Origin of the sequence: Holdemania massiliensis AP2, assembly GCF_000327285.1 — a bacterium.
In the GTDB taxonomy this organism is placed as follows: Bacteria; Bacillota_I; Bacilli_A; order Erysipelotrichales; family Erysipelotrichaceae; genus Holdemania; species Holdemania massiliensis.
Genome location: NZ_HE998567.1, coordinates 776,219 through 790,831 on the forward strand (window position 1 = coordinate 776,219; position 14,613 = coordinate 790,831).

Sequence of the window (14,613 nt, forward strand, 5' to 3'; positions counted from 1 at the left end):
TCTGTTTTCTACTTTTTCTATTCGCTGACCTTGACCATCGCGGCGCGCAGAATCCGATCTTTTAACAGATAGCCCTTCTGCAGAACCTCGACGACATGGTTGGGTTCAGCGCCTTCCACCGCTTCCATCATCAATGCCTGATGGAAATTCGGATCAAACTCTTTGCCCAGCGCTTCGATCTCGCTCACGCCTTCTTTCGTCAAAGCATGAATGAGCTGCTGGTAAATCATCTCGACGCCTTTGCGGTAACTTTCCGTTTCCGGGGTCGGCTCAATCGCCAGCGCCCGTTCCAGATTGTCCAAAACCGGCAGGATATCTAACGCAAAGCTTTGGATCCGGTATTTCCGGGTCTGCTCGGCTTCCTGCTGGAGCCGGCGGCGTGTATTCTCCGTATCGGCGTAAGCCTTCAGATATTCGTTTTTGAGCCGAACATTCTCACCTTCCAGCTCGCTGATGCGGGTTTTCAGTTCTTCAATTTCATTTTTCTTGGAGAAAAAACCTTTCTTTTTCTCCTCTTTTTTGTCTTCCTTTTCTTCTTCCTGCGAAGCGTCAGACGCAACTTCCACTGCTTCTTCCGCAGCCTCTTTCGGCATTTCTTCTGCCGTCTGCGGCTGTTCTGCAGCTTCACCTTCCGGTGTTGGATTCGGTTTCACGTCTTCCTTCATCGTCTCTTTTTTCATTTCTTCCTGGTTACTCATGGCTGCCTCCTTTTCCGTATAAACTCTCGATCGACTGACTGACCAGTTCCAGCAGCGAAACAATTCTGTCGTAATCCATTCGGGATGGGCCAAAGACCATCAGCTGGCCTTCCTCATCACCGCCGAGCTTGAATTTACTGGTCACAACGGCCATATCATTCACCCAAACTAGCTGCGCGTTTTCATTCATCTTTAACGCCAGCTCTGAATTGGCAGTCATTCCGATCTGCCGCCACAGGCTTGGATTTTCCATCATAGCCATCAATTCCTTCAACTTTTCAATATCGGCAAATTCCGGCTGATACAACATATTGTTCTGACCGCTGAAATACACATTTTCACTGGCAAACTTGACGAAGGCATTGACAAACGCCTGAAACAACATCTCATGCCGCTTGACATGCGCTGCTAGGATCGGTTTGATCGAATCCATCTTATCGACAACATCTTTGATCAAGGTGCCCTTCAATCGGTCGTTCAGAATCTGGCAGCAGGTTTGAATATCTTCTACTGACAGGTCGTCGTCGAACTGGAACGTCCGGTTCTCCGTATGTCCCAGATCGGTAATAAAGACTGCCACAGCACTTCGGTTGCTGATCGGGAACAGCTTGACATGCTCCAATCGCTGCCGGCTGGCATCCGGCCCCAGAACCCCTGAAGTCAGATTGGTCATCTGCGAGAGAATGTTGCAGCTCTCACGGATTGCATCATCCAAATTCAGCGGCTTGCTGGCCAAATGCTCGCGAACAGCCACTTCCAGCTGATGCTCAAGCTTGTGTTCCATCAGATGTTCGCAATAAAACTTATACCCTTTTGTGGAAGGCACCCGGCCGCTGGAGGTATGGGTCTTTTCGAGCAGGCCCATTTCTTCCAGAACCATCATATCATTGCGAATCGTTGCGCTGGAGTAAGGGAGCTGATACTTTTCCATCAGAGTCTTGGAACCGACCGGCTCGGCTGTCTGAACGAACTCATCGACAATCGCCTTGAAGATTTCAATCCGCCTCGGTGTCAGCATCTCCTCGCCCCCTTTAGCACTCTTTCCCGATGTCTGCTAACAGTATAATCCAGCTCGTTAGCACTGTCAAGAGGAAAGTGCTAATATTTTTCAAGTTTTCAAGCTTTTCGCAGTTCGGTTTTCAAGTTGAAGCTCATACACTTCTACAGGAGGCTTTTTGCCTATGAAAAAAGGAATGACAATTGTTTTTTTTGTTCTGCTGGCCGCCTTGCTCTATTATGGATCGGTCACCTACCAAGCATCCTGCCAGGCCCTGACCATCTGGTTTGAGAAGCTTGTTCCCTCCTTATCCGCCGCCATGGTTGTCATCCGGATTCTGGATGGACAGGGATTGCTGCGCGCCGTATCCCGGCGGCTGTTCGGGTTTACCGAAAGCTTATTTCATATTTCCCCGGATGCTTTTTCACTTGTCTTCGCGTCCTTTTTCCTCGGTTCCCCGGCGGGACAGATCCTGATTGATGATTATGTTCAAAGTGGGCGTCTGACACAAACAGAAGGAAAAAGATTAGCCTGCTGTGTCACCGTCAGCACGCCCTCGTTCGTTCTGATCACCTGCGGTTCAGTCTTGCTGCATTCGTTTCAATATGGTCTGATGATCTGGCTGGCGGAATTTTTTGCGGTGATGCTGCTGCTGTTTTTTACCCGCAGCACGCCGGTCACACTGCAGTTAGATTCAAGCCGCGAAGTCTGCAGTCTGTTTGAGAACCTGAAAGAGGCTGTTGTTCAGGCGGGGATCAGCTTGTATTTCATCGGCGCTTATTTATTGTTAACCTTAGTGCTGCTGAATCTGTTAACGATGAAGCTGCCGGCCTCGTGGCTGCTGCCGATCCAATGTGCCACCGAATTTTCATTAGGCACAAACAATTTGGCCCTGCTGCCCTTAGCGCCTTGGATCAAAGCCCTGCTGATGACACTGGTACTGGGCTTTGCCAGCTTCAGTGTTCATCTTCAGGTGCTCTCCCTCACGCCCCACCTCAAGCTCGCTTATCCCCGGTATTTCAGCTTCCGCATTATGCAGATGGGCTTGGCAGGCGGTGTATTTTTACTCTTGCAACTGCTGCAGCTGTGGCGGAGCTGACTTCTTAAGTTCTTTTCCATAAGATCATCCCCAAGAAAAGCCAGCGTTCTTCATCCGCTTCGTCATCCATGAAATTCATTATTCATTGAACCCGCGTGGCTTTTTCTTCCGTTTTCGACTGTGTAATCATCCAAGTCGCCGCAACTCATGCTCAGTGAACGGATGATCCTTAATTAAATAGTAAAGCGAATTCGCAGCTTTCTTCTCAATATTTGGATATCGCTTCTACTCAAAAACGTTTTGGTAAGCTGCAGCTGAAATTCCTTCCCGTTTTCCTTACAATGAACTATCCTGGAATCTTCTTTTCAAACTGCCGAGATATCCTCGATCGTTGCAGAATCCAGGTCATGATCTTTCAGCATATTTTTAATATGCTTATAACCCATTTAAGTTCGTTTCATCATTTCCTCTTTTTACAGTTTCACAAAAAAAGTTTATGCCTCAAAATCGACTGAGTTTAGAAACACTCTTCCTGATCTTGCATAAACTTTTCGTTATGAATCAATTCTATTGTTTTCACTGCTTTACCCTGACGGTCACAGTAATGAAGCCGTTCTTGTGTTGTGCTTAACCCTTTTCCGTCGGCTTGTTTCCAACAGGTATCCGCTGCCTGTCCTTTTTTTGCGGATTCAGCTCTTCTTCAACCTCATTGATGATCGCCTCTGGGATAAACTTGGTTAAATCGCCATTGTTCAGCGCAATTTCTTTGGAAACGGACGAGGACAGGAAAGAATACCGCGGCCGCGCAACAAAAAATACGGTTTCAATCGTTTCATCCAAAAACATATTGGCCGTGGCCTGCTGCAGCTCGAATTCATAGTCCATGACTGCCCGAATCCCCCGGATCAACACCTGAGCTCCGATGGATTTCGCAAATTCCACCGTCAGTCCATGGCCGACAACAACTTTGACATTCGGCAAATCCCGGGTGATTTCCTGAAGCATCCGCACGCGTTCTTCTTCAGTAAAAGCATTGCGCTTATTCGGATTCTTCATAATCGCGATGATCAGTTCATCAAACACCGAGGATGCACGGGTAATAATATCGAGGTGACCGTAGGTCGGAGGATCAAAAGATCCCGGATAACATGCTCGTTTCATAGTTCTGTTTCCTTTCGATAATAACTGATGCGGCTGATGCCGTAGGTCGCTTCCTTGACTTTGCGCAGCTGATGATACGCATCATCAAATTCATCTTCCTTCAAACTTTCCAAAATCACATGTCCCTGATCGCAGACCAGATTCAGTTCATCGAGCTGCTGCATGATTTTATGCAGCTGCTGCTTCTGATACGGCGGATCAAGATAAACCAGATCAAACTGGACGCCTTCTTGCGCTAACCGCCGCAGCGCCGCAAAGCAGTCGCACTTCCAAATATCGCACTGGTCTTCCACTTTCAAAGAAGCAGCATTGGCTTTGATCACAGCGGCGGCCGCCGGACTGCGGTCGACAAAATAGACATGCTCGATTCCCCGCGAGAGCGCCTCCAAGCCCATGGAACCGCTGCCCGCAAACAGATCCAGCATCATCCCGCCGTCAAAATACGGTCCGATCCGGCTGAATATCGCTTCCTTAACTTTATCCAAGGTCGGCCGGGTCTGCTCGCCTTTCGGCGCCTGAATCAGCCGAGAACGAAATTTTCCTGCAACAATTCGCATTTTTTCACTCCTTGTATGTATAAAGGCGGAGAAACTCGGGCAAGATACTAGTGCATCGAAAGATGCTATCCCCCAATCTTTGTTTCTCCTCTCCCTTTCTTTGGAATTCCCGAGTCGCTTCGGGAATTCTTTTCTTTATTTTAATCTCTTCCATCCTGCCGCTATTCAATTTTCCCTTGGCGATATTGTGAGATCACGGCCTGACCCATTCCAACAGCGACCATGACGGACAGCGTACTGGAACCACCAGCTGAAATCATTAACAGCGGAACGCCCGTCAGCGGAATCAATCCGGTAACACCGCCCACATTAAACAGAAAGTGAATGAAGAAATACATGGAAACGCCAATCAAGACAATACGCCCGCGCTGACTTTTCATCCGGACGGCATATGCGAACATCCGCGCGATAATCAAGGCGTAACAGATCAAGATCAGTAAGAAGCCGAAAATGCCCAGTTCCTCAACAACGATCGCAAGAATGAAGTCGGTGTTGGCGGCCGGAAAGTTGGTATATTTTTGAATGGACTTGCCGTAACCCAAGCCCTGCCATCCGCCGCTGGCAAACGAAACCAGTCCGTTAATCAGCTGAAAACCGGTGCCATATTTATCCGCAAACGGATTCATCGCCGAGGTAAATCGGTTGATCTGATAGTTTTTAAACGGCAGCGCCTCGATCAGATGTTCCCCCATCGGTGAAAGAATCCACACGCTCAGCGCAACGCCGACAATCAGCAGCATCACCAACGTTTTCTGCAGTTTGCTCAGCGCTGGATGATACGGGATCAGAAAACAAATGCAGGCTATGCCGGCCATAACAATCGCTGAACCGAAGTCCGACTGCAGAATCGCAACGATAAAACAGAATCCGCCGACAATTAATAATGGATTGCGCATCAGATCCCGCGTTGTCAGCTTCAGATTGCGGATATCTCCCAGATAGGTCGCCATCACCATGATAATGACAACCTTGGAAAACTCTGAAGGCTGAAGCGTAATCTCCTGACCGGGAAACGGAATCTTGATCCAGGCCCGGGCTCCGCCGACTTCCCAGCACAACGCCAGTAAAAGCAAGACTAAGGTCAGGCTGACAATCGGCGTAATATTTTTTTTCATCCGATCAAATGTAAACCAGCGCGCCATGGTGACCATCCCCAGATAGCCCAGCACCGTAAACGCCAGCTGTTTGATAATCGTTTTCATCAACGTCATCACGTTGCCCGAAGCCAGTCCCATCGTTGCCGAAGCGACCATGAATAAGCCGAACACCGCCAAGATCAGCGTACAGAGATGGATGATCAGATCATAACGATACGGCATGCGAAACGAAGTCTTTTTTTTCTGCGTCAAATTCATCCGCCTCCTGGTGACATTTTACCATAAAACCCAGCCCGGCACAAAAGAATTGAAGTTCGGTTTTTGACAATCAAAGGACGTGACGATCCGGGTTGTTTTCATTATAATAAAGGAAAGAATCGTCGAAAGAGGTCTGTTTTTGACACCAGGAAGAAAAAGAAAGCGCTTAAAAAACAATTTTGGAGAATCTTTCGTTAAATTTCCCTTCCCTTCTTTTGATTTCTTGAGTATTATATAAAGTGAGGTAGATTTTATGAACATAAACATGGATACCATTGTTAAGGACAATGACGTTCATCTGCGCGATAAATCGGCGCCGGTGTCTTTGCCGTTGTCCGAAGAAGATAAAAATACGTTAATCGAGCTTTTAAATTACGTCAAAGAGTCGACGGATCCGGATTTGGCAGAAGCGAAAAATCTGCGCCCGGCAGTCGGTATCGCCGCCATTCAGATCGGTGTTCCCAAGCAGCTTTTGGCCGTGGTCGTCGATGAAGAAGACAAAAACGGCAATCCTGTGCATTATGAATATGCTTTGGCCAATGCCAAAATCGTTTCCCAATCTGTTCAGAATTCATATCTGAAAACGGGTGAGGGCTGTCTGTCCGTTTTGGACGATCATCCCGGCTACGTCATCCGCAGCGCGCGGATCAAGGTCAAGGGTTATGACATGCTTCAGGATCGTGAAGTGACATTCCGGGCTTCTGGGTATGTTGCCATTGTTCTGCAGCATGAGATCGATCATTTCAGCGGCATTCTGTTCTATGACCGAATTAATCCGGATGATCCTTATGCGCCGGTTGAAAACGCCATTGTGATTGAATAATTTTCCTTCATATCCGGCGGATCGATTCCGCTGGGATTCCAACGCGTAACCATAAAATCAGAAAACTCATTGTTCGTGGCTGCCGCGGGGAGCTGAAGGATCGACTTCAGGCCATCCCGCGGTTTAGCTGTGACATCGCTGCCGGATAAGCCGGCTTTGAATAAAAACTAAACAAATCATTAAAAGACAGGTGCAATGTTTTTTAAGAATAAAGAAAAGAGGTAAATAATGAAAGAAAATAATGCAGCTACTCCTGCAAAAAAAGCACCGAGAAAATCAACACCCCGAAAGAAACCGGTAATCGCCAAAGTCCTCAGCGAAGTCGCTGAACCCTCGTTTCATCGGGATACTGATACGCTTATCTACGCCTTAGGCGGACTCGGTGAAATCGGTAAAAACATGTATTGCTTCGAGCATCAGGATGAAATCATTATCGTCGATGCCGGCGTTCGATTCCCGGAAGAAAATCTGCTGGGCGTCGATTACGTCATCCCGGATTATTCTTATCTGATTAAAAATCAGGCAAAAGTCAAAGCGTTAATCATCACTCATGGTCACGAGGATCACATCGGCGGGATTCCGTTTTTCCTGCAGTCAATCCGCCTGGATAAAATCTACGCCCCGCGCTTTGCCTGCTCGCTGATTCAGAAGAAGTTGGAAGAACGGCGGATGAGCCGGCAGGTGAAGCTGGTTCAGATCAATGAGGATTCACGGATTACAACGAATCACTTCCAAGTCGGCTTCTTCAATACGATCCATTCCATTCCGGATTCCTTGGGCATTCTGATCAATACCCCGAACGGCCGGATTGTTGAAACCGGTGACTTTAAATTTGACCTGACGCCGATCGGCACCAACAGTGATTATCAGAAAATGGCCTACATCGGACAGATCGGAGTCAGCTTGCTGATGAGCGATTCCACCAATTCCGAAGTTTCCGGCTTCTCCATCAGTGAGAAAAAAGTCGCGAAATCGCTGCTGGAAATCACCCGCAAGACACCGGGACGTTTAATCGTCTCTACGTTTGCTTCCAACGTTAACCGTGTCGGCCAGATTCTGGAAGCGGCAGTGGCCTGCGGACGCAAAGTCGCGGTCTTCGGCCGATCGATGGAAAACGTTGTCCAGATTGCACGGAAGCTTGGTATTATCGCGATTCCGGAAAAGTATTTCATCACCCCGGATCAGTTAAATTCCCTGCCGGCCAATAAGATCTGTATCGTCTGCACCGGTTCCCAAGGCGAACCGTTGGCGGCCTTAAGCCGGATTGCCAACGGAACCCACCGCTGGATCAAGATCATCCCCGGCGACACTGTCGTCTTCTCTTCCAATCCAATTCCAGGCAATGCCGTCAGCGTATCGCAGGTTGTCAATCAGCTGACCCGCGTCGGCGCTAACGTCTTAGTCAACAGTCCGCTGACCTCGCTGCATACAACCGGACATGGATCTCAGGAAGAACAGAAGCTGATGCTTCAGCTGATCAAACCGAAATACTTCATGCCGGTGCATGGTGAATACAAGATGCTGCGGATCCATGCTGAAAGCGCGATTGAAACGGGAGTTCCGCGTGAAAATACGTTTATCTGCGCTAACGGCGATGTCCTGGTTCTGCGCGACGGTGAAGTTTTCCAGGCTGAAACCCGCATTCAGACCGATGATATTTATGTCGATGGCAATGATATTTCCGGTTTGAGCACGGCCGTTCTGCGCGACCGCAAAATTTTGGCCGACAACGGTTTGGTCGCGGTCATCGTAACGATTGATTCGCGCACAAATAAAATCCTGTGCCGGCCGAACATCGTTTCCCGCGGCTTCGTCTTTATCAAGGAAAGTCAGACGCTCTTAAAAGAAGCGGAAATGATCGTCTATGAAGCCTTGAAGAAAAAGATGATGCAGAAAACAACCTTCGGCGAATTAAAGAACTGCATCCGCAGTTCTCTGGAACCGTATTTGTATAAGAAAACCAACCGCAATCCAATTGTGATTCCGGTCATTCTGAATCAGAAAGCGGCCATGCTGCAGATGCAGCAGAAACGGGAAGCTGCGGCGGCAGCGCACAAGGATGAAGACAGCGCTATCAAACGTACTCGCAAGCCAAGAAGCACTCCGGTGAAAACCAAGAAAACAAAGCCGGAGGAGGGTGAAGCTTCATCCCAGTTCCATTCCAACACCAAGATAAACAACGCTGAATCCTAATCGATCAGCGTTTTTTTCAATCTTCCCTTTTAACCTGTTATTAAAATCAATATTTTATAGGTGGAAGCAGACAAGGCTAATCTGTTTTAAACAAGAAAAGGAGCACAGTGATGATTTATTTTATCCGGCATGGTCAGGCAGATTATTCTGAAAAAGACTCCAAGATTTATCAAGGCTTCGGCAATCACATGGCGCCGCTGTCGCCAAGGGGTATCCAGGAAATCGAAGAAACCGCGGCGGATCCCCGGCTGCATCAGGCGAAACTGATTTTATCCTCGCCCTACGTCCGAGCTTTGCAAAGCGCTGCCATTCTTTCCCGCCGTCTGCAGCTGCCGCTGCAGGTAGAAACGGATCTGCACGAATGGCTGGCAGACAAGCGATACCATTATCTATCAGAAGAACAAGCAGCACTTCATTACAATGAATTTGTGACTTACAATGGCATCTATCCTGATGATGCAGAAAAAAACTGGGAATCCATCCCAGCGATGCGCCAGCGGGTTCTTCATGTCTTGGCTCGCTGTCGTTCTGTTTCTCCAATCATCGTTGTCTGTCATGGTATGCTGATTCAGTCACTCTGCGGCTATCACCCTCAAAATGGTGAAATTGTAGAATTCAGTTTATCTTCTGATAACGTTGATTAAGAAAACGGATTTCAAGCTCCTATTCAATAAGGAACGAGAAATCCGTTTTACTTATCTTCAATCTTTTGCTTTTAAAAGTGTTTCTTATTTAAGTGTATCGATTCTGTTTAAAACAGAGTTTTTTAATCATAACTAGAAACGAATTCTCACTGTAATTTTATTTCGATCAGTTATTATAGATATATAGCTTTATATTGCTGGAATAGGCGGTTCTTATGGCTAAGAAATATACAATTATCGTATCCATTCTAATGATTCTATTCCTGATTATCATTAATAATGCTTATTTCGTTCAAGCTTCAGAATTAACGATCGGCAGCATTAATCAACAATACTATACGAGTTTCAACAAACTCGACTTTACATGCAAATCCGTGAACTCATTTTCTCCGTTCAATACTAACAAATCTATATTACTTCGTTCAGATAATTACGATCTCAATCTTGTAATTGAAATTACGGGTTTATCTGATGAAGGCTTCGATCTTACTCATTATAATCAGAAATCATCCAATGCGAATCGTTTTATGAAGTAACGAACCTCTCTTCCGCCTATTATATCAAGCAAATTAATGGTGATTTTAATGACTATAATGCTTATTGCGTGACTCCCAACGCCAATATATGGATATCTTTCTCAAAAACAGAGTTAAAAATAGATGAGATTATAGACCTATTATACGAAATAATCCATCGATCCTTTTCATCATCCATCCTAATTTTCAGTTAAGTTTCTATACTACTGTAAAGCCTCTTTATGCCTGAAATTCTTCTCACAATATTCTACAACAAAATTCAGATAAAAAGATTAGCTCTCATAGTTTAAGTTGTATTCAATTTCATTCACTTTTAAACGCTTCTTTCTAGAAACGAAGTGATGACATCCGCCGGTCCCTGCTGCTCACAGGCTGCAATTACTGTCCGCGCCCGCCGCAGAATTTCAGGTTTGGCATTGGCCACGGCATAACTGTTGGGAAATTGCTCAAATAGGCACAGATCATTCAGATCATCGCCAAAAACAGCGATTTCCTCACGCTGTAAATCCAACAGTTTCTGCAGCTGCTTTAATGCTGACGCTTTATTGCACGTTTGCGGCAGCACTTCCAGATTGTGCGTAAACGCGGAGGTCAGCGCAATCTCCGGAATGTTTTCAAGCTGACTGCGAATTTGATGCAAAGCGTCCAGAGAAGCGCTGCGCATTTCAATTTTAAACAGGGGTTCGCTGAGTTCCGCCAAACTTTCCAAACGTCGATAATCCGCTTCAAAACTGCTGAAAGGTGTATTCTGCGATGTCTTGCCGCAGCCGGGAATGGTGAAATAGCGCTGATAGTGCTGCTCAATCGGCAGAAACGTATATTTCAACTCGCCGCTGTAAATCGTCGTTAAGACCTCCGGATGGCGAAGTTTTGGCATGATGCGCTCCGCTAATTCCCGATCCAGAGCCTGCACAGCCCGGATCTGACCCTGGGGATCACGCAGTTCTGCCCCATTGAGATCAATCATCCAGCCTTCAACCTGAGATCCTTCAAGAATTCTACGGGCAGCCGGGGCATTCCGGCCGGTTGCCGCGCAGAACTCAATTCCTGAGGCCCTAGCCTGACGCAGAGCCTGGGCAACACGGGGATAAATCAGCTGGGTATGGCGATCTAAGATCGTACCGTCAAAATCACAAACGATAAGTTTCATTGAAGCAGCCTCCTATTCCTTGACTTTTATTTTAACTGAATCGGACAAAGAAAAACAGCCCTTGCGGACTGTTTCAGGTTATTTAATTTCGATGATCTTCATCATGTTGGCGCTGCCTTCACCCGTCGGATAACCCGCGGACATGATCAGCAGCTGCCCTGGCTTCAGGCCATAGCCCTTGGCGATCGTGCTTGCCAATTCGTCATCGTTGGTCAATTCGTTCTGAATATCCGAGAAAATCGGCGTTACACCCCAATAAGCTTCCAGCTTGCGCTGTGTGCTCTTGGTAAAGGTAACGGCCAGAATCGGAACACACGGTCTGAACTTGGAGATTCGCTTCGCTGTCGTTCCACCCTGAGTGAAGACAACAACGGCCCCCACGTTCTGCAGTGTCAGCGTGGCATCAGAAACCGCGATCCCGATCGCATCCTGCACTGTTTTGCGGCTGGACTTGATCGAATGATCCAGACGTTCCCGATATGGGATAATTTTTTCCACTGCTTCGGCAATCGTCGCCATCGTTCTGACCGCTTCCACCGGATATTCACCCGCTGCGCTCTCACCTGAAAGCATGATCGCATCGGAACCATCCAGAACGGCATTGGCAACGTCGCTGGCTTCCGCTCGGGTCGGACGCGGATTGGACATCATGGATTCCAGCATGTGCGTTGCCGTGATGACCGGTTTGCCCATTTCATTGGCTTTATGGATAATCGTTTTCTGGTAGATTGGAACATATTGCGTCTGAACTTCCACGCCCAAATCCCCGCGCGCTACCATCACGCCGTCAGCGACTTCCAGGATGGATTCCAGGTTGTCAAAGCCTTCCTGGTTTTCAATCTTAGCGATAATCTGAATCGTCGGCTTGCCCATTTCAATCAGAATTTTCCGAATCGCCAGAACGTCTTCAGCCCGTCTGACAAACGAAGCGGCGATGAAGTCAACATCCTTTTCACAGCCAAAACGGATATCCGCATCATCCTTTTCCGAGATAAACGGCATGGACAGCTTGACATTCGGTACATTGCAGCCCTTGCGGGTCTTGATCACACCGGAATTTTCAACGCGGCAGGTTAATTCCTGTCCATCGCTTTCCAGGATGGTTAAACGCATTTTGCCGTCGTCGATCAGAATGTAGTTGCCAGCCTTGACGTCTTCAAACAGTTCCGGACAGGCGATATGGAAACGATCATGGGTGCCTTCGATTTCTGCCCGGCAGATCTTGACAATATCCCCTTTGGTGAAATCCGCTTTGCCGTCCTTAAAGATTCCGCAGCGAATTTCCGGTCCCTTGGTGTCCAGCATAATGCCCAGATTGATGCCGATCCGTTCGCTGACGTCGCGAATCATATCAATGCGTTCGCCATGGGTCTTGTGATCCTCATGCGAAAAGTTGCATCGAACGATATTCATGCCTTCCTTTGCCAGCTTTTCCACCATTTCCGGGGTATTGCTGGCAGGGCCTAACGTACATACAATTTTAGTCTTCTTGCCTAACATAAACTTCCTCCTTCAACTTATACTAATCGGTCAAACAGACGATACAGATCTTTTCTTGAATGCCGTGGGGAAGACAGTGCTTCTTCAATCGGCATCGAAGTGACCTTGTTGTCAATCATCCCGACGCAGTGTCCGCCGACACCCTCCATCAGCAGATCGACCGCCTTTTCGCCCATCATTGAGGCTAAAACACGATCTCTCGGCGATGGCGAACCGCCCCGCTGCACATGTCCCAATACGGTCGCCCGCCCGGCAAAGCCGGTATTCTGGGAAATCTTGCGCGCAAGCTCGTCGACATCTGCGATCTTTTCTGAAATGACAACGATGGCATGACGTTTCTTCACGGCTTTGTCCAAGTACCGCAGCCGTTCCAGAACATCCAGCTCATCATAGCCCGTTTCCGGTGTGATGACGATCTCGGCTCCGCAGGAAATCGCAGCCCAGACCGCCAGATCACCGCATCGATTGCCCATCACTTCAACGACGGAACAACGATGATGCGAGCTGGAGGTATCACGCAGTTTATCCACCGCCTCTACAACGGTGTTCAGCGCTGTATCGAAACCGATCGTAAAATCCGTGCCCGGAATGTCGTTGTCGATCGTTCCCGGCAGGCCGATACAGTTAATCCCCAGTTTCGTCAAAGCCATGGCGCCTCGATAAGAACCATCGCCGCCGATCACTACGATCGCGTCGATCTTCGCGTTCTGCAGCGTCTGCACTGCTTTTTTCTGTATTTCCAGGTCTTTGAATTCCGTTAACCGGGCCGATCCCAGCACGGTGCCGCCCCGATTCAGAATATCGCTGACGGTGGATTTATCCATCGGAATGTAATTGCCCTCGACTAAGCCGCGGTAACCGTCTTTGATGCCCATGACCTCAAAGCCATTAGCCAGCGCCACGCGCGTTACCGCCCGGATTGCCGCGTTCATGCCCGGAGCATCGCCGCCGGACGTCAAGATTCCGATTCTTCGTATCATACGAATACCTCCTGTCATTTCCCGTATATCATAGCATTGAATTTGAAAATTGTGAAACTAAATCGACGTGTTTCGGCGATTTTTTCCAGTGATTTTCATCTCTTTCGACAAGGCTTTTATGCGTTCCATAATTCTAACCGCTTTCAATTCTTCCTTCTCTGATTTCTGGTTGTACATGTAGTGATTTTCCAAAGAATCAAAGTTTTCATTGCTCGTAAACCAGGTTAGTTTCTGCGCGTCCATGCGCTCGTTGAATATCGGCAGCAGCACCTCATCGCGCAGCCAGGAGGTCACGCTTTCCGCCCCGATGTCATCAAACACCGCGAAGTCCGCGCGCTTCATTTCATACAGCTCATCCTCGAAGCTGTCGCGATCATCCAGCAAGCCTTTGATCCTGGAAGCCATCGTCGGCACATGCACAAACACGACCCGCTTACCTTGTCTAGCGAAGCTGTTGCAGGCACAGGCTGCAAGATAAGTCTTCCCCACTCCCGGCGCGCCAAACAAATAAAATCCTTTTTCCTGCGGCGCCAGTAAGGCCTGTGAAATTTTTGCCACCGCCAGCGCATAGGCCGGCTCTTCCTGATCAATATTAATGTCGGTAATCGAAACCGACCACAGCCGCTGCGGCAGGTCATTGATCCGATAAGCCTGTACGTGCTTCTCAGCCTGCTGCCTCTCTTTAGCATAACGGCACGGCCGAACCTGCAGCGTCAGAAATCCTGAATAGGTCAGATCCAGCACCTGTCCGGTTTGTTTCTGCCGGCACTGCGTCAGTCCGGTACAGTTCTGGCACAAACTCAGCTGCTCAATCCATTGATGAAAACGGTAGGGATAGCGGTCGACCCAGCTGCTGTCCAGCTGATTCTGCTGCAGAAATTTCTGAACCAGCGGATGCTGCTTCAGCTTAGCTGCCAGTTCCTGTTTTTCTTTGAGCTGCTGTTCGTTCAGCTCCACTGACCATTTTACAGCTTCCATCC

13 protein-coding genes are annotated in these 14,613 nt (G+C 48.1%); 4 read left to right on the top strand and 9 right to left on the bottom strand.

Features of this window, described 5'->3' with window-relative positions:
* Positions 1–17 precede the first annotated feature (17 nt).
* Together grpE and hrcA are read right to left on the bottom strand one after the other, a co-directional pair.
* A complete protein-coding gene (gene grpE / locus BN162_RS03665) occupies positions 18–698 on the bottom strand; it encodes a nucleotide exchange factor GrpE (RefSeq protein WP_020223720.1) in 681 nt (226 codons plus the stop codon).
* Positions 691–1,716, bottom strand: coding sequence for a heat-inducible transcriptional repressor HrcA (gene hrcA / locus BN162_RS03670; protein WP_020223721.1), 1,026 nt, complete (start codon positions 1,714–1,716; stop codon positions 691–693). Before hrcA ends, grpE begins: the two co-directional genes overlap by 8 nt.
* Positions 1,717–1,879: 163 nt before the next feature.
* Between hrcA and BN162_RS03675 the strand changes: the two genes are divergently transcribed.
* Positions 1,880–2,794 (top strand): hypothetical protein, encoded by a 915-nt coding sequence (locus BN162_RS03675; RefSeq protein WP_020223722.1) that lies wholly within the window; start codon positions 1,880–1,882, stop codon positions 2,792–2,794.
* A gap of 567 nt (positions 2,795–3,361) precedes the next feature.
* On the opposite strand, the gene coaD is transcribed toward BN162_RS03675, so the two are convergent.
* From coaD to BN162_RS03690, 3 genes are all read right to left on the bottom strand, one after another.
* A complete protein-coding gene (gene coaD / locus BN162_RS03680) occupies positions 3,362–3,895 on the bottom strand; it encodes a pantetheine-phosphate adenylyltransferase (protein ID WP_020223723.1) in 534 nt (177 codons plus the stop codon).
* Positions 3,892–4,521, bottom strand: a complete 630-nt coding sequence (gene rsmD, locus BN162_RS03685; RefSeq protein WP_315969564.1) for a 16S rRNA (guanine(966)-N(2))-methyltransferase RsmD — start codon at positions 4,519–4,521, stop codon at positions 3,892–3,894. Before rsmD ends, coaD begins: the two co-directional genes overlap by 4 nt.
* 92 nt (positions 4,522–4,613) lie before the next feature.
* The gene (locus tag BN162_RS03690; protein ID WP_020223725.1) at positions 4,614–5,807 is read right to left on the bottom strand and encodes an FtsW/RodA/SpoVE family cell cycle protein; all 1,194 of its coding nucleotides are present in this window, start codon (positions 5,805–5,807) and stop codon (positions 4,614–4,616) included.
* 253 nt (positions 5,808–6,060) lie between these two features.
* On the opposite strand from BN162_RS03690, the gene def reads away from it, so the two are divergent.
* The 3 genes from def (at position 6,061) to BN162_RS03705 (ending at position 9,467) form a co-directional block, all read left to right on the top strand.
* Complete coding sequence (def, locus tag BN162_RS03695) at positions 6,061–6,630, top strand: peptide deformylase (RefSeq protein WP_020223726.1); 570 nt, start codon at positions 6,061–6,063, stop codon at positions 6,628–6,630.
* A gap of 228 nt (positions 6,631–6,858) precedes the next feature.
* Positions 6,859–8,823, top strand: a complete 1,965-nt coding sequence (rnjA, locus tag BN162_RS03700) for a ribonuclease J1 (RefSeq protein ID WP_020223727.1) — start codon at positions 6,859–6,861, stop codon at positions 8,821–8,823.
* Positions 8,824–8,933: 110 nt separating this feature from the next.
* A complete protein-coding gene (locus tag BN162_RS03705) occupies positions 8,934–9,467 on the top strand; it encodes a histidine phosphatase family protein (protein WP_020223728.1) in 534 nt (177 codons plus the stop codon).
* An 849-nt stretch (positions 9,468–10,316) separates the two neighbouring features.
* Here BN162_RS03705 and BN162_RS03715 read toward each other — a convergent pair.
* The 4 genes from BN162_RS03715 to BN162_RS17670 all read right to left on the bottom strand — a co-directional run bounded on the left by BN162_RS03715 (position 10,317) and on the right by BN162_RS17670 (position 14,611).
* Entirely contained in the window at positions 10,317–11,153 is an 837-nt protein-coding gene (locus BN162_RS03715) for an HAD family hydrolase (protein WP_020223730.1), read from the bottom strand.
* A 78-nt stretch (positions 11,154–11,231) separates the two neighbouring features.
* Positions 11,232–12,653 (bottom strand): pyruvate kinase, encoded by a 1,422-nt coding sequence (pyk, locus tag BN162_RS03720; RefSeq protein WP_020223731.1) that lies wholly within the window; start codon positions 12,651–12,653, stop codon positions 11,232–11,234.
* Between the two features lie 17 nt (positions 12,654–12,670).
* The gene (gene pfkA / locus BN162_RS03725) at positions 12,671–13,633 is read right to left on the bottom strand and encodes a 6-phosphofructokinase (RefSeq protein ID WP_020223732.1); all 963 of its coding nucleotides are present in this window, start codon (positions 13,631–13,633) and stop codon (positions 12,671–12,673) included.
* Between the two features lie 57 nt (positions 13,634–13,690).
* The gene (locus BN162_RS17670; protein WP_020223733.1) at positions 13,691–14,611 is read right to left on the bottom strand and encodes an ATP-binding protein; all 921 of its coding nucleotides are present in this window, start codon (positions 14,609–14,611) and stop codon (positions 13,691–13,693) included.
* Between the last annotated feature and the right edge of the window lie 2 nt (positions 14,612–14,613).